Here is a 17804-nt window from a genome sequence, read left to right on the forward strand (position 1 = left end):
GTGTTCCGAATGCTGGGTGTGGTTCCCCAGCATTTGAATCCTTCCTTTCATTGCTTTTAGCACTTTGATTTTGCGCAATTGGTATTGCGGGATTTCGTTCGTCTGTAATTTAGTTCAACGTTTGTTTCAATAAGGTTTGCTTCAATAAGCCCATGTTTCAAAGCATCATAGCTCTTTGTCTAGTGCATCGATGATGTAAGTTAATGCCGCTATGCCCATGTCTGAAACTAAACGCTCCATCGAACTTAGGTTCTCATAGGTTTGATCCAACTCTGCTTGATCAATATAACCTCGATGTAAAAACAGCTCTTTGTACTTCATTAATCGTTTCTGTGATTCACGAGTTAACCAAGTGACGTCCAGCCGAATATCGCGACTGCGATTACGAATTTCAGCAAGCAGTTGTTCTAAAACGCGTTGCATTTTGCGAATGTCTACCTCGCCAGAAATTGATTTATAAATCTGATATTTTTCCATTTTCTGAAACTAACTGAAATTACGTAAATTTTTTGTGGAACGTCATTCTTATCGCTATATCAATTTGGGTAAATACGAGGTGGCTAAACTGGTCCGGTTATTGCGTGGTTAAGGACAAAACTGTCCTCTAAGGAGTGCCAATGCAAGTAGACCCATTGATTGAAGTCCTTATAAAGCGACGCAAAATGAAAGGCGTCTCACGCGAGCAAATGGCTAAAGTCGCAGGGATGAGCGAAAAGACTTATCAAAGAATTGAGAGAGGCGAGTCGGATTTAAAGCTTTCGCAATATCGTTCCATATTACGTGCTCTCAACCTGACCGATTTAGATATTGCCCTTGATGCCAGAGGCGTCGGGAATATCTCCGCAAATGATGTTGCGTCAGCAGCACGACTGCTATCACCAGAGGCGCAATCCATGCTGACAAAACTCATATTCTTGGTGCTAGAGCAGAAAACCAACGAAGGCAAAAGCCTCAAAAAAACATAAAATCGTGACCTAGACTCCCATCTCAAACAACGTTATGGTGAGCTGAACTTACTTATTACCGCTTCGAGACTCCAAACGGTGGAGGAAGGCATTATGAGAAGCATCTGGGTCATAACAACCGCTATTCTCTGGCTGTGTGCGCCTACAGTCGTGTCTGCGCAACAACAAATGAAGACAGCCGTAAAACCGATCACCCAACCGGGAGATAAACACGATTTACATTCCGTCAATCGCCCTTATAGGCCAATCAAGCCGCCCTACTATCACCATCGGCCATATTATCGTCCGCCCTATTACCGGCCACCCTACTATCATCGACCGCCGTATAGCGTGAGACCTCCGCGTTATCATTCGTCATTCATCTATGTGAGGCCAGGGTACTGGTATCCGCCTTATCGCGGGCGTTACTATTATTATCACAGTGATTTAGTGGGCATTGCGACCTTCGCCGTTTTCGCTGGCGTCACCTATGCCATCGTTCATGATTCCTATTACCGTCGTGATGGTGTCCGCTATGTGTATGTTCGTTATCCACCAAGCGGTAACTACACCATTTTACGTGATAACCGTGTAGGGACTTCTTCGGCGGTAAGTGATGCTTCGGCGTCGAAGCAAACCGTCGCGCCACCAATAAGATCACACACTGCAAGAGTGCATCAAAAACCACCAGTGCCGAAACCAGAGCCAAGTCCTTGCAAAATCGGTGAAATCGTAGACTCCTTGCCTCACACTAAAGAAACTGTGGTCGTCAACGGACAGAGCTATTTCAAATACAAGAATACTTGGTTTGCACCACTTAGAGCCGAACGTAAGTATGTTGTGGTGGAGTCACCGCTATAGTGCTGTACTGGATTATCCTGAACGAACAAAAACCCGCAGATTGCGGGTTTATGCTTTCTTGTAGATAGCCGTTTGGGCCACTAGCTTATCAATAGAGTGCTTCGAACTCAGGGATCCTCGCCTTACCTCTCAGCAGTAAGAAGTTCAAGAATCGGCTCGTCGACGTAGTGAGTATCTTCTCTTCTTCAACACCATGTTTTTCCAGCAAAGCAATTGACAAATCTAACTTGGAGATCTCTTCACAAAAGTGAGCATCCGACCCTGTGCTGAAGTAAACGCCAATCTCTTTGCCGAGCTCGACAATGCGATCACAACGGGAATCACTGCCCTTACGGCTTTTGCCCGTCAAAGACGTATTGTTAACTTCAATTGCGACATTGTGTTCTTTGGCACAGCGCAAAACCTGTTCTATATCGAATGGGTAATTTGGGTTACCTAAGTGGCCAAGAACATCCACTCTGCCACTTTTAATGGCATTTATCAGGGCAGCGGTATGCTCAGCTTCCGTTGCTGGCTTGAATACGGGTTCATGGAAGCTCGCAATCACCCAGTCGAGATGTTGGTCAGAGGACGGTGGTAAGTCTATCTCCCCTTTCACATTCAGCGTGTTGGCTTCTACGCCACGGAGAATACCTACATCGTGTAAAAAGCGGGGCAAAATTCTTTGATTGTTGAAATGCCAGTAGTGAGGGGCTCCTGGCATCTCGGGAGCATGATCGGTGGTACAAAGAAGTTTTAGCCCCTTATTCTTGGCAGACAATGCGTTCTCTAAAATGGTGCTGTAAGCGTGTCCACTGGCAATAGTATGGGTGTGGCTATCAATCACGATATCCATGGTGACCTCCTGAGATTGTGGACGAACTATCGAATTTCGAACGAACCGTTTTGATTGAGAAACAACGATAAGTCAGCAGGAATCGAGTGATTCAGAACTTTATCAACGTTGACCGCATCAGAACGTAAATAGAACTCCAATGCGGCTTCTGGATCTGTACCGCCACGAATCTTACGATTGACTAAACGCTCTTGTAGAAACTCCGCTTGGGTATCAATAAACACCGTGAAATCGGCCAAGCGGTGCAGTTCTTTCCATACCGGTTCATCAAGCAGCAGCCAGTTGCCCTCGACGACGACAATATTACGGTTAACCTGAATGGCATCATCAACCGGATCATGTAAGTTGCGGTCGTAGTAAGGCCATTTGCTGTCTTTCACTTTAAGCTGTTTCAGCTTATCGATAAGCTCGGTGAGATTGAACGTTTCGTAAGAACCTTTAATGCTGCGCAGCGGAACAACTTCGCCATTACGCTCAATGGTGTTGCTGTCGAGGATTTCGTTCGGATAGTGAAAACCATCAAAAGGCAGAACCTGAAGTGGCTCTTGGTTTTCATCTTGTTCAGAAAGGTGTTCCCAGAACGCAGCTAAGGTTGACTTACCGCTGCCCGGAGGGGCACACAAGAATACGACAATACGTTCCTGCTTCTCATGATATAAACGGGTAAACTTTTCGATAAGAGGTTGATGGATTCGCTTTACGTCGGCATCGGGAAAGGTAGCTTCGGTTTCAAAACCACTGACGTTTAAATTCACTTTCATGGTGAACCCTTATTGATTGATCTCCCCTTCGATTCTTTCTATCAACATTTCACACGACAGCTTCAACACTGTTTTGATGAGAGATTCGTATCTCATTTGCGAAAAGGACTCAAACGAAGAGAACTTAAGCTGATTGATCGACTCAAGATAAAAGCTGTCTTGCTGAGAAGAGAGTACCGCTTGGTTTTTGATGAAGTCGTAAATCACGTCATCCGCAAATTCGACTTTCTCCGGTTGGCTAACCACGTACTCCAAGACCTGATCGTACAGTCCGATATCGGCGTAAGTTTCCAAAGAGATTTTGCCCATCGCAAACATCAGCTTCGATACCACATCGGTCGTCACCAACGGACCATCTTCTTTCAATAAAGGATCCACAGCATACTCCTTCACCAGATCTCCTTGGACGAACACGCTCGGAAGTAATGCTTTTAACTTGAGGTTAATTATTTTGTTAGAAACCTGAAGAAACGCAGTCGCATTTTCGCACTCGTCCAGTTTCTCCAGTAATTCGTCTTCACGTGACAACGTATTATGACCTCTCCATTATGTGGCAGCGCAAAGGCTACCACACAAATTCGTTGCAACTAAACCGTTAAGCTCACGTCATAAAACTCAAGTAACGCTTTTTCTGCATGTGCGTTCCACACATAGTTATTCGCGTTCAAAATTGCGTCTAATTCGGCGAAGAACGGGTCTTGGTCTGCCAACGATAGGAAATCATCAATCGCGGTCAATGGCAGGTCGATATGTGGGTAAATCAACTTCTTACCACCCGGAATATCCAGTTGATTCAAAATCGTATGTGGTGCAGCTTGCAGGCCACCAACGTGGGTGATCATGAACGATGGATTGATCTTACCTTGTGAAGACAACTCGATAGATTCCACCATGTCACCGGTCGAGCCGCCAGACGTGCCCACAATGTGCGTTGATTCGTAATGCACGTTGTAGAAGTTAAACGGTACTTTGAATTTCTTATCGGTAGGGCCTGCGAAGAAGTTTAGGCAGCCATCGTTACCCAACAGCTCATCGGCTTGTTCTAGCACTTGCGATACCGCTGCATACACCATCACGTCGTCGTAGCCTTTGCCATCGTTCAGCGCTTTCAGATAAGTCACAGGGTCATCGACTTGAGCGGTGTTCACGTAATGCAGTTCAACGCCCTGCTCTTTTGCTTTCTCAACCGGAATTAAGCACTCAGCTCGGTCTAAGCGTGCAGCGTCGATGTCTGTCACCACAATCAGTTTTGGCTTCACTGGGCCGTTAATCGCGTAGTCAATCGCGCCAATCCCCATAGGGCCAGCACACGCTAACAGCGCTAACGCTCCACCCTCTTTGATGCCCATATCGTGCTCGTACACGTATTGCGTAGTGTGGTAACTCGCGTGGTAAGCACCGATGATGCATGACATTGGTTCAGCCAAAGACGCATCTGCAAAGTAGTCTCCGTGGTAAGGCAGTACACAGCCTAAGTCGATAGCAATTTTAGGAATGATGGAATACGTTGCGTTGCCACCAAAGGTTTCGTAGCTGTAACCCGCAGAATAACCACTAGGCAAACCCATTGCTGGTTGCAATACAAAGTAATCGCCTGCTTTGTATTGGTCTTTTAGGTTCTCACCAACTTCAACAATCACACCTGCGTATTCATGACCTGTCATCACTGGCACTTCATCGATGTTCTCAGGTACGCGTTTGTGTTTGCTACCTAACAATGCCGCTTTGTAAGTGGACAAGCAAATGCTGTTTGAAATGTTTTTAACCAGAAGTTCATCGGCTGAAATGCTTGGCAAATCAAAGGTTCTTAGTTGAACGTCTTTCTCACCACAGATAACCGCTGCCGTTGTTTGTACCATGATTTCTCTCCTAAATGGGGTGGAAGGAGCCACCCCATACTGCATTGTTAGGCTGGTTGCTCAGTTGCGACCGTTTGTTGCTTAATCTTGTCCATCAGCTCATCGAGCGCTGGATCGTTGAGGAAGTTCTTAATCGTGACCACTGGCAAGCCTGTTGCTTTGATGGCTCGACTTTCTAAGCTTTCGTGCGTCACGACAATGTCGGCTTCACTTGGGACTTTTTCGATGGCGAAGTTCTTCACTTCAATATCAATCCCGGCTTGAACTAACTTGCGTTTGAAGGTTGAAGCACCCATCGCACTTGAGCCCATCCCCGCATCACAAGCGAATGCGACAAATGAAATTGGTTTGTTTACTTCTTGTGTTGCAGCAGCAACTGGTTTGATTGCGCCTTCTGCTTTCATGTCTTTCATATCAGAGACAGACTGTTCAAACTCATCTTCTTTGTCCTCTGCTTTGCTCATCTTCAGAATCGCACTTGCGACAAGGAAGGAAACAATTGTTGCTGTTGTGACACCTGCGATGGTCGCTAGGAAGCTGCCTTTCGGAGTCAATGCTAGGTAAGAGAAGATTGAACCTGGACTTGGACCTGCAACCAAACCTGCATCAAGTAGGTTAAAAGTTGCGATACCTGTCGCTGCACCCGCAATCATTGCCAAGATCATGATTGGCTTCATTAACACGTACGGGAAGTACAGCTCATGAATACCACCGAAGAAGTGAATGATGATGGCACTTGGCGCAGAGCGTTTAGACAAACCTTGACCAAACTTCGCGTAAGCCAGCAGCATACCAAGACCCGGGCCTGGGTTAGATGCCACCATAAAGAAGATAGACTTACCTGTTTCAGCTGCGGCCTGCAGACCTAGTGGGTAATAAATACCTTGGTCGATAGCGTTATTTAGGAACAGCACTTTCGCAGGCTCGTTGATGATTGCAAGCAAAGGAAGGAATCCCGTCGCCACCAAGGCTTCGATGCCTGATTTCACAAACAAGTTTGCCGCCGTTACCGCCGGGCCAACAATCTCGTAGGCGAACAGACACAGGATCATGCCCACAATACCTAGTGAGAAGTTGTTCACCACCATCTCAAAACCAGAAGGAATACGGTGTTGGATTCGTTTATCCATTTGCACCACAACCCAAGCACTGAGAGGACCCATGATCATCGCGCCGACGAACATCGGAATATCCGCACCAACGATAACACCCATGGTACCGATGGCGCCGGCTACCGCGCCGCGTTTATCACCAACAATTTGACCGCCGGTATAACCGATCAACAGTGGTAATAAGTAAGTAATCATTGGACCAACGAGTTCTCCAAATGCTTCGTTTGGCATCCAACCTGTTGGGATAAAGAGTGCAGTAATAAAGCCCCAAGCGATGAAGGCTCCGATATTTGGCAGCACCATGGCGGTCAAATGACCCCCGAAGGCTTGCACATTGGCTCGCATGTTTGCTTTCACGTTATGTTCCTTTTAGTATGCTTTTATTATGTCTAGCACTTGTTCCTTAGATGAAGCTTGTGCCAGTTTTGCAATGTTCTCTTCGTCCACAAACATCTCGCTCAGCGCTTGAATCACCTCAATGTGGGTATCAGAGTCTTTTGCAGCTAGGGTAATTAGAATGTTGGCAGGACCAAGGTCCGAACCAAAATCAACTGGTGAAGGGAAAATATGAATGCCCAAGCCCGTTTTTAGGACACCGGTTTCTGGGCGAGCATGTGGCATCGCCAGTCCAGGGCACAACACATAGTAAGGACCATTTTCTTCGGTCGATTGGATGATGGCATCCGCGTATTGCTGAGAAACGTAACCTTTGTCTTCTAGGTATTGCGTTGTCTTTTTAACTGCGTCTTGCCATTGGTAAGCGCGGTCATTAATAACATCTACTAGTTCGTGGTCGATTAATTCATACAGCATTTTTAAACCCTATCAACAGTTCGGTTTCGATGGGTTAATTATCAATAAGAGTCGTAGAACCGCGCAAGCACGCCTCTTTTGTGCAACAAATCACAATTAAATGGCTGTCAATTTGTTTTAATGAACGTAGCTCAAAAATAGACAAAGAAAGTTAGCAACAAATTTTCTTTCAGCAACATGTCAATAGGCATAATTTGAACCACCGCACCTATCCAAACATTTCTAGAAATTCGCAATAATTTATCTCGATCACATTACGACTCTTGACTCGCTATTTATCGTGATTAAATTCAAACTTCATTTTTCACTAATTCGGCGCTAGTGAGTTTCAAACAGGGATAATCATCACACTTGTTTGCTAAAAGAAATCGAAACGTTGCTTAGTTTCAGCATAGAGCTAGCGGAAGGTCGGAAGAGAAAAGACACAAAAAACCCGCCGAGCGGCGGGTTTGATTAATCTGCTGACCATACTGATCGAATATCCGGCCAACCCCAGTTAGTGAGAGCGACGTCTTCTAAAACACCTTGGAAACGCAGTGTCTGAGTATGGTGGAACATTGGTGCGATCCAGTATTCACTGACCAGTGTTGAAGCAATAGGCTCAAGCGCAACTAAGTAATCTTCAAGGGGAACCAACGACCTCACCTTTTCCAATTGCTCATCAAGCCACTGCGCATTTTCTTCACCTAATGTATGGTACAAAACATCATTGCTAAAGAAGTTAGTAAAAGCGGAGACATGACGGCTGTCATCAGAAGTGGTGTTAGTCACCACCAGCGTCTCGTCTAGCGTTCCATTTTCCGCTTTTTCATTTAGCTCTCTGTAGGAATACATGATCGTCTCAACTTTACAGCCTTCCAATGCCAGCAGAGAAGAAATAGCACGAGCGCAGCGACGAAGCGCAGTGTAGTTGTAACCCGCGATAGTGATGGTCTTCGGTAACTTGGTTCTGTCCCCAAAAGGACGTAAAACGGGCTTCCAACTAGGTAGTAAGTTGGAAGCAGGAACGCTGCGAAACACTGTATTTTCTTTTCGCATCGCTTCTGCCAAACGCTCAGGTTGAATCAACTCTGCAATATAACGGCGCTGAGCACGAGACAGAGGCTGTTTAGCATGATGGTTGAACAGAGCAAACAAGCAACCATCTTCAGTTCGAGTGTGTTGACCATCATGAGGCGCTTTGTCATCTTGAGTCGAAACATAATGACCACACAAAGTCTCACTAACGTTGATAGGCACACTACCAGTGAGTGAAGGATTCTCCATTTTCTCATCGTTGACGATCCAAATCGTCACTATGTCGGTAAGTACACGGCAAGCGTAATAAGCATCGAAAGCTTTCAGCTTTAGTCGATTCGCATTGTGCTCAATCACCGAAAACGGGCCACTACCAATCACCAAGTTGTTGTTGGCTACGTTTACTTGGCTAACGGGTTGAATGCCGTATTTCACCCCAGATATAAGCCCTGCAAACCCCAAATCTGGCTTGCTCAGGGTAAACACTACTTTAAGAGGGTTTGGTGCAGTGATGTCGGTAACGTGAGCCAACTCTTTCTGGTAATACTCCAACGAACTCAGTTTGGCAAATAGACTCACCACGGTATCAGCATCAATCGGCGCCCCATTATGAAACGTTAGACCGGGGCGAAGGTAAAATGTCCACTCAAAGCTCTTCTCATCATAGCGCCAATGGTGGGCCAACTCTGGCTTTACCACACCGTTGTAGTCACTCGATACTAAGCAACAATAGATTTGACGCAGAAAGAAGCGCTCACTGCTGCGGTGAAGTTGGTGAGGGACGATACGTTCAAACATACGCTTATAAGTCAGCTGGATATTGAGTCGACCTTCTTGAACCGATGCACCTGAAGTGGTTTTGAGCAAACGTCCAAAAGCAGTTTCGTCTTCATCGAGAATCGCTAGCGCTTTTTCGTACTTCCCCAGCTTAATGCGCTCCAAAGCTAAGCTCTCTTTTAGCGCGCTTAACTCTATATTTAGCAGCAATGTCGAACGCTGATTGCGGCCCGCTTTTGGCTGCCAACTTAACCACATTAGTGCCTGCATTTGCGACAACAAGCTGCGCGCATGACGAGGAGAAGTGAACAGCAAATCTGCCACTTCCTGCAACGTGGTTTTGACTTCACTACCAACACCTAATGGTGTCAGTCGTTGGTAGTAGCGGAACAAGTTGAGATCAGACACTGCGTATCCTCAAAAAGTGGAGATAGGTTTATTTTACTCAACTTATCCAAGAGAAAATAAGAAAACTTCCGTTCACTTTGTTCCCCTTTTTGTCTAAACAAAGCCAAAAATCGGAGAGTTAGCTCCCCTTTCGAGCTTATTAGGAATAAACCACAGAAATCTGCTCTCTTTTTCAGCTCCCCTTTTCTTCGCATACTGACCCTGTCAACACGAAGGAGGAAATATCATGCGAATCCATAAAAGACCTGCAAAAGCGTGGCCTAAGATGGCTGCTTATTTCCAACAGCGTATCGCACAATCAAAAAACAAGTTGGAAGTGATCGCGCTACTAAACATGAAAGAGTTATTGAATTGGTCATAACATAACTTACAACTCCAAGCAGAACTTAACTCCTGATACTACACCCCCACTTCGTTGTATCTTTAAGTTCTGCTTTCCTCTTCTAACTGTTTCTTTTTCTTGCCATTCATTATCTAGGTTACCAAAAGTTAACTAGTTGAAATGCCATAAAACTGGGTCTACATTGAAGTCTCACCCCCTACACAATCGCTTTTATTGAGAAGGGGAATCCATGGATATATACCACCAATTCGGGAGTCATTATGGCAACTTCAGTGAAACTTAAAGCAGGCGACAGCTTCCCTTCTCTTCAAGCAACCTTGCTAGATGGTTCAAGCGTGACGTTAGGTCAGCCGAAAGGTGATGCGACTTGGCAAGCCGTATTCGTTTATCGTGGTAAACACTGTCCTCTTTGTACCAAATACCTCAATGAGTTAGAGGGCTACAAGCAAGCGTTCGCAGAAGCAGGCGTTGATATTCTTGCGGTTTCAGGCGATTCAAAAGAGCAGCTTGAGGGGCATCTAGAAAAACTCGAAATCAGCTTCCCGATTGCTTACGGCCTAACCGAAGAACAAATGAAAACATTAGGTCTGTACATTTCACTGCCTCGTTCAGAGCAAGAGACTGACCATAACTTCGCAGAACCAGGTCTGTTTGTAGTAAATGAACACGGCAACTTGCACGTGGTGGATATTTCAAACAACCCGTTTGTTCGCCCTGAGCTTGGCGCGCTATCACGTGGTTTGGCTTGGATTCGTAATCCAGACAACAACTACCCTATCCGCGGTACGTTGGAATACTAAACGGATTACGCCTAATCAGTTCCAGACAACAATCAAACATAAAAAATGCCAGCGACATGCTGGCATTTTTATTGGCTTAAACCGTTAAGTGATGATGAGATACAACAGGCCGCGTTATTTACGCAACTCAATCTGGTGAGTCTCAGACCAGATTCGCAAATCATCAAGAATTTTAAGTGCGGTACGGCCAAAGTCAGTGAGCTCATAGCTGACTGCAATTGGTCGGTCGCTAATCACTTTGCGCACCACCATACCTTCCGCTTCTAGCTCTTTAAGGCGTTGGTCGATCATCTTTTTGCTTGCGCCGCCTAGCATGCGTGCCAGATCATTGAAACGAACTGGGCCATCTTTCAAATGAAAAATCAAAGAGCCTTTCCATTTACCACCAATTAGACGCATCCCTTTCTCGATAGCACATGGCTCCGCACATACGTTCGTCACTGACTTACGACCTTTGCTATCTACACTGATTTTGCTTTCCACAATACACCTCAAGATACGCACCTAATCTAGGTAACGAAAAGTAAGCTAGATACATTTAGTGCTTTAGAGTAATAAAAACGTCACGGCGCCGCAAACAAATAAAAATGGACCGCATGCAGCAGTCGATCTCAATTCATCATTCAGTTCGCACTATGTTTCTAAAAGGATTAGAAGTTTTCGTTAATGTGCGCTTCGAAACGAACAAAATCGTTTTCGATATCTGCGTTCTTCATCACGTCGTAGCAAGCAAATGTAGGCAGTGCTGACATACCAAAGAAACGGAAGTTTGCGTGCATGTGGAACATCAAATCGTCCACGCCTTTACCTTGGAATAGGTATTCGTTCTCATCATCAAACGATTCTTCTGGCGCGTTGAATGTCAGTGACAGCATGTATTTGCTGTTGGTTTGAGTGCCGCCTGTACCATAGTTTTTCTTTGGTTCTTCTGCGCTACGACCATCGAATGCACACAGTGCGCCGCCCATACCCGCAGTAAAAACATCGTCCATGTATTTTTTGAATGACCAAGGCACAGACATCCAGTTGATTGGGCTTTGGATGATCACGCGATCAGCCCATTCGAAGTGTGCGAGTTGCTCATCTACGTTGATCTCATCTTGCATTGTCACAACGCGAACGTCATGGTCTTTTGCTTGTAGAAGCGTCTGTGCTTTATCAACTAGAGAAGCATTTAGACGACCTTCTGAATATGGTGATGGTTCGTGTGCATTGATGATCAGTACGTTGCTCATAGGATTACCCTTAAATAAGTTCACAAGATGACGCGATAACCATTGTGCGTCGCATGTGGTTTATTATGGTAACCTAGAAATATAGTGCAATTAGTTAACTTTTAGTAACCTACTAGACTTTTGATTATACCCCTGTTTTTAAAAGAGATATTTTTTCAACTTTTTATTTATCGTTATTTCCCGATTAGATTTTTCATCGAATTGTTGCATCTTCCACAGAGCAGGCGTACACTTTATCGCAATTCGACGATTAACTATTAAGGCCAGCGAATGAGTGATAAATGCAACGACAAGTGCGAAGTTGCTTTTCAAACAACGCAACAACAACTAGAGAAAGAACAAACTCTAGCAGCACAAGCAAAAGCTTTATCTCATCCAGCACGTTTGCGCATTCTGCATATCCTGCACACGCTCGATACCATGGGCGGTTGTTTGAACAGTGATTTGGTTTCTGAGCTGGGTCTTGCGCAATCTACGGTTTCCGAGCACTTGCGTATTTTAAAGCAAGCAGGCTTTATCAGCGCCGAGCCAAACCCACCTAAGGTGTGTTACCGCATTCAACGCGACGCGTTTGATCAGTTCAATCTAGGCTTTTCCAAGTTATTTGATTAATTCCCTTTGCACGCTGGTCAGGCGTGCAGAGATAAACTATACCTTTAACTATCGCCTTTCGACGATAAACGAATAAGAGAACACTATGACTACTCAAGTTTTAAATAGTGCCAGCGACAAAATGAGCTTCTTGGACCGTTACCTAACGGTGTGGATTTTTGTCGCAATGGCAATCGGTGTAGGTATTGGCGCAGCGTTCCCTCAAGTTGCTGAGTGGAATGAGTCAATGTCAGTCGGCAGCACGAACGTACCGCTCGCGATTGGTTTGATTTTGATGATGTACCCGCCGCTAGCAAAGGTGAACTACAACCTGCTAGGTACAGTGACGAAAGATAAAAAAGCGATCACACTGTCTTTGGTCATGAACTGGATTGTCGGCCCTATTTTGATGTTCATCCTTGCATTGACTTTCCTAGGTGATCATCCGGGTTACATGGTCGGTATCATTCTGATCGGTCTTGCTCGTTGTATTGCGATGGTGCTTGTATGGAACGATATCGGTGGCGGTAACAAAGAATATGGCGCTGCTCTAGTTGCACTAAACAGTGCTTTCCAAATCGTGACTTACAGTGTGATGGCATGGTTGTTCATCACTGTGTTGCCACCAGTCTTTGGTTACGAAGGTTTCGTGGTTGATATCTCGATGATGGACATCGCTGAAAGCGTTCTGATTTACCTTGGTATCCCATTCCTAGCGGGCTTCCTAAGTCGTAAATGGTTAGTGGCTGCGAAAGGTGAACAATGGTACAACGAAGTATTCATACCTCGCATTTCACCAATTACGCTTATCGCCCTACTTGCGACCATAGTACTGATGTTCAGCTTGAAAGGTGAAATGATTCTTGAACTGCCAATGGATGTATTCCGTGTAGCAATTCCACTGGCTATCTACTTCGTATTGATGTTCTTTGTTAGCTTCTTTGTTGGTAAGAAACTGGGCATCGACTACGACAAAAATGCGTCGATTGCTTTCACGGCAACAGGCAACAACTTTGAACTGGCAATTGCGGTTTCCATCGCAGTGTTTGGCCTAAACTCAGACCAAGCTTTTGCTGGTGTCATTGGCCCACTGATCGAAGTACCCGTATTGATTGCTTTAGTGAACGTAGCACTCAAAATGAAGCAGAAATACTATAAATAACCAAAGGTTATAACCCTTAAGAGTATAATCTCTAAGAGCGCCTATCGTTATCGCGATGGGCGCTTTTTCATTTTGGTGCTAGGCATACAGACCTTTACAAAATCCAATATGCTAACTCAAAGTTTTGAACAATGTTTTAAATTAAGAATTCATATAGGAGTTCAAATATGAATTTGGAATATAAAAAACTGAAGTGGCACGCTGTCCTGAAGCTTTCACAACAGACCATCAAATACCTTGAAGAAGAGAACAGCAAGAGCTGGAGTGATGTCGACAAAGTAAAGGCGAACGTTCATGCTTCTGAGTTGCTACAACAGCTTCTATCGGATTTAGCTGTCGCAGATTCTTCCGCTTCACCATCATTGCGTCCGGTCAAGCGCGCATAGGCCACTTTCCAAGGCTCGGCTTAATTTATCACCACCGTTTTGATGTAATCACTCGGGGTAAGACCGAATTTACCTTTAAAACGCTGACTAAAACGACCTTCCGATTGATAGCCACAAAGTTGAGCCAACATCGCAACGTTATAGTGGCCATTTTGCATTAAATACAATGCATGATTTAAACGTACTTCTGCCAACACCTCTCGATATTGAGTCCCTTCTTGCTTGAGTTTACGGATCATGGTCGCCCGGCTCATGGCAAATCGTTCAGCAGCCTCTTCCAACGAATGTTCTTCACCGGGAGAGAAGGATAAGTAACGACTCAATTTTTGGCTGAATGTGATGTTTGAGCTAAGAAACAGGTGGTGTAATGCTCCACGTTCCGCAAGCTGCTGATATAAACCCATGACCCAAAAAGTTTGTGTCTCTTTGCTCATACCATGTTGTTCAAAAGCATACAGCGCATTTAACGTCTCATGTAACGCATTATCTGCGGCTAATCTCGGCGATTCATCCCTTGTTCCGACACGCATGCTCAATTCAAGCATTGCGTCTGTCGGTAAGCAATGGAAGCTAAACATTCTGGAGAGAAACTTCCCTTTCTGTGGCAAGTTCTCAAAGCTCAGCGATGCAGAAGCTTCGCAAAGTAGTAATTCAGAATGGGAAATATCCAGCGCCGATTCCTTCCAGAAAAGGCGCTTACTACCCGTAATGATCTGAATAATGCTTGGGGAATGAATCCTCACATTGCGAAGCTTCTGTAACTGCTCTGCACGAAATATCGTAATTTGATATTGATGACTCATTGTTTCCCCTTGCTTTCGCCTTTGTAGTACCTTAGCGCGTGTAAGTTGCCGTCAGTTTTGCTTTGTCTAGCGCCATGCTATTTAGTGTAAAGCCAACCACCGCCGCAGGTGTATTCTCATCAAGATTTAGTTTGGCCGTTGGCAACGCCCATACTGTGAACTGGTAACGGTGCATACCGTCCGCTTTTGGAGGACAAACACCACCAAAGCCTACGGTGCCGTAATCAATACGAGACTCTTTACCACCCAATTTCTCAATGTTCACACCGCGTGGAAGTTCATTCACGTTAGCAGGAATATTAAACGCAACCCAGTGCCAGAAACCACTGCCAGTAGGCGCATCTGGGTCATAAGCCGTGATTGCAAAGCTTTTTGTGCCTGCAGGCGCATCTTTCCACATCAGCTGTGGAGACTGGTTGCCACCATCACAGCCCCAACTGTTGTATTCAAACGTTTTGGCCATTGGATGGCCTTCTTGGATGTCATTACTGGTTAACTCAAATGCTTGAGCTGAACCCACTGCCAATAAGCTTAATGCCAAAACTGATGTAGTGATTGCTTTCATGATGATGCTCCTATTTCTTAAGTTCGGGATAAGTGTATGCCCCAAAAGAAATAGCAACCACTCATTAAGTATCAATAAGAGTCACTTTAAACCAATAAGTGACACTTTGAGTAATATTTTCAATTTCGTGCTTATCAGCGACCTATTTCGTTTATGCTGATTAGCCCAAAAGCAAACAAGGAAGCGTAAATGGAACTAGATATCTACGTGGTGGACGCGTTCACCGATACGCAATTCAAAGGCAACTCTGCAGCGGTGGTGCCGTTAGAGGAATGGCTTGCTCCAGAGTTGATGCAAAGTATCGCGACAGAAAACAACTTATCGGAAACGGCCTTTCTAAAATCCATTGGCGCAAACCAATATGAGATTCGTTGGTTCTCTCCTATAACTGAAATCGACTTTTGTGGACACGCCACACTGGCCTCGTCGTTAGTGCTGTTTGATGAGCTTGGCATTAGTGGCACGATTGAGTTTCATACTCTGGAAGTAGGAACGCTCACTGTAGAGAAGAATGCGCAAGGTAAGATCGAGATGACGTTCCCTGCTCGTCCTCCAAAAGCCGTTTCTGATATTCCCTCGGCATTAATTGAAGGCTTAAGTTGCGATGTGGAACGCGTACTGCTTAGCCCCCAAGCTTACTTCGTGGTGGTCGACAGCCAGCAGGAGGTAATTGAGGTTCAATACCGTTCCGAACTTCTCAAAACACTCACTCCTTACGATGTGGTCGTTACTGCGAAAGGCGATCAACAAGACTTTGTGTCGCGTTACTTTTGGCCTGCAAATGGTGGCGACGAAGACCCCGTAACCGGCTCGATTCACGCTGGATTAGCACCGTTCTGGGCAGAAGAATTAGGCAAAACATCACTGGTCGCTTACCAAGCTTCTCAGCGCGGAGGTATTCTTCATTGCGAAGTTACTGGCGAACAAGTAAGAGTATCTGGCGACGGCGTGCTCTACATGAAAGGCAAGATTTTTGTGTAGACCTTTAGTTTGTCTTTAGCATTAGACCAATAGAACAAAGCCCAGCGTTATTGAACAACATAACGCTGAGCTGAAGATAACGCTGGGCTTGATGGTTTAATTAGGGTGATGTCGAACTACTGGAACTTCTCACCCGCAGCAGCAACGAACGCCATTTCTACTAACAGTTCAGGGTTCGCCAATTCAACTTTGACGCAAGCACGGCTTGGTGCGCAGCCCTCAGGGAACCACGCATCCCACACTTCATTAAGGGCATCGAAGTTAGCGAAATCCGTCACGTAAATCGTCACAGACAGAATGCGCGACTTATCGCTATCAACACTGGCTAGCATTTGCTCAGCTTGGTCGAAGATCTGCTGCACTTGCCCTTTCATATCCGCAGTTGTATCTGCTTCTGCCACCTCAACAAAGTTGGCAATACCGTTGAACACCGTTACATCAGACCAACGTTTGCATGGATTAATACGATGAATTGTCATGTTATTTCTCTTAATTACGGCTTCTCAACCAAACACACAGGCGCACCGATGTCGCATGAGTATCCGGTTGGAGTGATAACGCCAGTTTCCGGATTCCTCTGGAAGCTAGCGACATTATGTGAATGTTGATTGGCAACGAGCATCCACTGCCCGTCACGGGATAAAACAAAATCTCTTGGGAACGCGCCACCACAATCGGACGCGGCAATTTGAACCGGAGTATTACTCGTTACATCAAATGTACTGATCAGATTTTGCGCGCGACATGAGACATAGACAAAGCGCTCATCCGCAGAGAGACGAATCGCAGACGCCGCTTCTGTGTTCTCTTCATCGGCTAGCAGTTTAACTTGCTGAGTCAGATTCCATTGTCCATTTTGCTTGCGAAGTACCACCAGCGTTTCGGACAGTTCGCAAACAACGTACGCGACAGACTCATCACGATTGAAGATCAAATGACGAGGTCCAGAGCCAGCAGGCATCGCGACGCTTTGAGAAAGTGAAAACTTAACTGCCTCACCATCATTGCCGTAGTCATAGAAGTGAACACTGTCTGTACCTAAATCGACCACAGCCAATTGAGCGGAGTGTTTTAGAAAAGTGACTTGATGGGCATGAGGTGAAGTTTGACGGTCAATATTTGGCCCATTGCCTTCTACACACAATTCTGCAATGGATTTCAACGGTTTACCTTGCTCATCAAGTTGGTAAACACTCACATTGCCGGAACCGTAGTTTGCAACAGCGAGTAACGGTTCTTTAATGTCGATATGGCAAGGGTAATCACCTTCAATTGGCAATGCATAGCTGTCTGTTTTTTCAGCAAATATCAGCTTTGCACCTTCCAAGCGATCGACTTCATTAAAGGTATATAAACCCTCTCCTCTGAGCGCAAGGTAAGAAGGGTTACGAACCGTTTTCACCGCTTCTGGAACAAGTTCATTGGTGAGCGTTAATGCGCCAGTTGCAGTATCGAGAGAAACACACGCAATGCCCTGACTTTGGCTGGGTGAATCGGTATAGGTGCCTACATAAAAATGTAAGTGACCATTTACTATCATGGGAAACCTTT

At 45.3% G+C, this 17804-nt stretch carries 22 protein-coding genes; 8 read left to right on the forward strand and 14 right to left on the reverse strand.

Annotated elements, in window-relative coordinates:
- Window positions 1-165: 165 nt before the first annotated feature.
- Window positions 166-477 carry a hypothetical protein gene (locus KIO97_RS14260; protein WP_045372548.1) on the reverse strand — a complete coding sequence of 104 codons (312 nt, stop codon included), beginning with the start codon at window positions 475-477 and terminating at the stop codon, window positions 166-168.
- Window positions 478-617: 140 nt separating this feature from the next.
- Between KIO97_RS14260 and KIO97_RS14265 the strand changes: the two genes are divergently transcribed.
- Window positions 618-965, forward strand: coding sequence for a helix-turn-helix domain-containing protein (locus tag KIO97_RS14265; protein ID WP_005425102.1), 348 nt, complete (start codon window positions 618-620; stop codon window positions 963-965).
- A gap of 93 nt (window positions 966-1058) precedes the next feature.
- The gene (locus KIO97_RS14270) at window positions 1059-1805 is read left to right on the forward strand and encodes a hypothetical protein (RefSeq protein WP_285383097.1); all 747 of its coding nucleotides are present in this window, start codon (window positions 1059-1061) and stop codon (window positions 1803-1805) included.
- Between the two features lie 88 nt (window positions 1806-1893).
- Here KIO97_RS14270 and KIO97_RS14275 read toward each other — a convergent pair whose 3' ends face one another.
- From KIO97_RS14275 to KIO97_RS14305, 7 genes are all read right to left on the reverse strand, one after another.
- A complete protein-coding gene (locus KIO97_RS14275) occupies window positions 1894-2640 on the reverse strand; it encodes a phosphatase (RefSeq protein WP_285383098.1) in 747 nt (248 codons plus the stop codon).
- 26 nt (window positions 2641-2666) lie between these two features.
- Window positions 2667-3401, reverse strand: coding sequence for a nucleoside/nucleotide kinase family protein (locus KIO97_RS14280; RefSeq protein ID WP_285383099.1), 735 nt, complete (start codon window positions 3399-3401; stop codon window positions 2667-2669).
- A gap of 9 nt (window positions 3402-3410) precedes the next feature.
- Window positions 3411-3929, reverse strand: a complete 519-nt coding sequence (locus KIO97_RS14285; protein ID WP_285383100.1) for an MltR family transcriptional regulator — start codon at window positions 3927-3929, stop codon at window positions 3411-3413.
- 59 nt (window positions 3930-3988) lie between these two features.
- On the reverse strand, window positions 3989-5260 hold the full coding sequence (locus KIO97_RS14290) for a zinc-binding dehydrogenase (protein ID WP_285383101.1): 1272 nt from the start codon (window positions 5258-5260) through the stop codon (window positions 3989-3991).
- A gap of 47 nt (window positions 5261-5307) precedes the next feature.
- A complete protein-coding gene (locus KIO97_RS14295) occupies window positions 5308-6729 on the reverse strand; it encodes a PTS mannitol transporter subunit IICB (RefSeq protein WP_285383102.1) in 1422 nt (473 codons plus the stop codon).
- A gap of 12 nt (window positions 6730-6741) precedes the next feature.
- Entirely contained in the window at window positions 6742-7185 is a 444-nt protein-coding gene (locus KIO97_RS14300; RefSeq protein ID WP_005425097.1) for a PTS sugar transporter subunit IIA, read from the reverse strand.
- Between the two features lie 453 nt (window positions 7186-7638).
- A complete protein-coding gene (locus tag KIO97_RS14305; protein WP_045379997.1) occupies window positions 7639-9387 on the reverse strand; it encodes an SgrR family transcriptional regulator in 1749 nt (582 codons plus the stop codon).
- A 226-nt stretch (window positions 9388-9613) separates the two neighbouring features.
- Between KIO97_RS14305 and KIO97_RS14310 the strand changes: the two genes are divergently transcribed.
- Both KIO97_RS14310 and KIO97_RS14315 read left to right on the forward strand, forming a co-directional pair.
- Window positions 9614-9748, forward strand: a complete 135-nt coding sequence (locus tag KIO97_RS14310) for a hypothetical protein (protein ID WP_005425107.1) — start codon at window positions 9614-9616, stop codon at window positions 9746-9748.
- Window positions 9749-9990: 242 nt separating this feature from the next.
- The gene (locus KIO97_RS14315) at window positions 9991-10530 is read left to right on the forward strand and encodes a peroxiredoxin family protein (RefSeq protein WP_285383104.1); all 540 of its coding nucleotides are present in this window, start codon (window positions 9991-9993) and stop codon (window positions 10528-10530) included.
- A gap of 114 nt (window positions 10531-10644) precedes the next feature.
- On the opposite strand, the gene KIO97_RS14320 is transcribed toward KIO97_RS14315, so the two are convergent.
- Together KIO97_RS14320 and KIO97_RS14325 are read right to left on the reverse strand one after the other, a co-directional pair.
- Entirely contained in the window at window positions 10645-11013 is a 369-nt protein-coding gene (locus KIO97_RS14320) for a helix-turn-helix domain-containing protein (protein ID WP_285383106.1), read from the reverse strand.
- A 167-nt stretch (window positions 11014-11180) separates the two neighbouring features.
- Window positions 11181-11765, reverse strand: coding sequence for an NAD(P)H-dependent oxidoreductase (locus KIO97_RS14325; protein WP_285383108.1), 585 nt, complete (start codon window positions 11763-11765; stop codon window positions 11181-11183).
- Between the two features lie 270 nt (window positions 11766-12035).
- Here KIO97_RS14325 and KIO97_RS14330 point away from each other — a divergent pair, with 270 nt between their 5' ends.
- The 3 genes from KIO97_RS14330 to KIO97_RS14340 all read left to right on the forward strand — a co-directional run bounded on the left by KIO97_RS14330 (window position 12036) and on the right by KIO97_RS14340 (window position 13904).
- Complete coding sequence (locus tag KIO97_RS14330) at window positions 12036-12377, forward strand: helix-turn-helix transcriptional regulator (RefSeq protein WP_005425131.1); 342 nt, start codon at window positions 12036-12038, stop codon at window positions 12375-12377.
- An 85-nt stretch (window positions 12378-12462) separates the two neighbouring features.
- Window positions 12463-13518 (forward strand): ACR3 family arsenite efflux transporter, encoded by a 1056-nt coding sequence (gene arsB / locus KIO97_RS14335; protein ID WP_045380000.1) that lies wholly within the window; start codon window positions 12463-12465, stop codon window positions 13516-13518.
- A gap of 167 nt (window positions 13519-13685) precedes the next feature.
- Window positions 13686-13904: a hypothetical protein gene (locus KIO97_RS14340; RefSeq protein WP_005425122.1), complete on the forward strand. Its 219-nt coding sequence runs from the start codon at window positions 13686-13688 to the stop codon at window positions 13902-13904.
- A 20-nt stretch (window positions 13905-13924) separates the two neighbouring features.
- On the opposite strand, the gene KIO97_RS14345 is transcribed toward KIO97_RS14340, so the two are convergent.
- On the reverse strand, window positions 13925-14707 hold the full coding sequence (locus KIO97_RS14345; protein WP_285383111.1) for a helix-turn-helix transcriptional regulator: 783 nt from the start codon (window positions 14705-14707) through the stop codon (window positions 13925-13927).
- Window positions 14708-14738: 31 nt separating this feature from the next.
- On the reverse strand, window positions 14739-15272 hold the full coding sequence (locus KIO97_RS14350; protein WP_285383113.1) for a YbhB/YbcL family Raf kinase inhibitor-like protein: 534 nt from the start codon (window positions 15270-15272) through the stop codon (window positions 14739-14741).
- 189 nt (window positions 15273-15461) lie between these two features.
- On the opposite strand from KIO97_RS14350, the gene KIO97_RS14355 reads away from it, so the two are divergent.
- Window positions 15462-16253: a PhzF family phenazine biosynthesis protein gene (locus tag KIO97_RS14355; protein ID WP_285383115.1), complete on the forward strand. Its 792-nt coding sequence runs from the start codon at window positions 15462-15464 to the stop codon at window positions 16251-16253.
- 116 nt (window positions 16254-16369) lie between these two features.
- On the opposite strand, the gene KIO97_RS14360 is transcribed toward KIO97_RS14355, so the two are convergent.
- The gene (locus KIO97_RS14360; protein ID WP_005534602.1) at window positions 16370-16732 is read right to left on the reverse strand and encodes a RidA family protein; all 363 of its coding nucleotides are present in this window, start codon (window positions 16730-16732) and stop codon (window positions 16370-16372) included.
- Window positions 16733-16746: 14 nt separating this feature from the next.
- Complete coding sequence (locus tag KIO97_RS14365) at window positions 16747-17793, reverse strand: lactonase family protein (protein WP_285383117.1); 1047 nt, start codon at window positions 17791-17793, stop codon at window positions 16747-16749.
- Between the last annotated feature and the right edge of the window lie 11 nt (window positions 17794-17804).

Source organism: Vibrio sp. B181a (assembly GCF_030248375.1).
In the GTDB taxonomy this organism is placed as follows: Bacteria; Pseudomonadota; Gammaproteobacteria; order Enterobacterales; family Vibrionaceae; genus Vibrio; species Vibrio campbellii.